Genomic DNA, 306 nt, shown 5'->3' on the forward strand with positions numbered 1-306 from the left:
GCGTGGCCGTCGCGTCCCGACGCGTCCTGACGTGCCCCGATGCGCCCCGACGCGCCCCGACCTGTCGGTCATAAGGCTCCGTTTACCATTCCTGCCGAGGATCCCGGCCGACCCGCGCGGGTCGGCATCCGCGCGGCCTGGAGTCGTTGCCCGGCATGATGTCACGCGCGGAACGCACCCCCCTGAGGGACTGGTGGTGGACGGTGGACCGCGGCCTGCTCGCGGCGCTGTTCGCGCTGATGGTCGCGGGCCTCGTCTTCCTGATGGGCGGCGGCCCGCCCGTGGCCGAGCGGATCGGCCTGCCGA

The 306-nt window shown here is 73.9% G+C and carries 1 pseudogene; it reads left to right on the forward strand.

The window, feature by feature from the left end:
* Positions 1-155 precede the first annotated feature (155 nt).
* Positions 156-306: pseudogene (locus ACLBX8_RS31920) on the forward strand (cell division protein FtsW); the annotation flags it as partial.

The organism is Methylobacterium sp. D48H, from assembly GCF_053345715.1.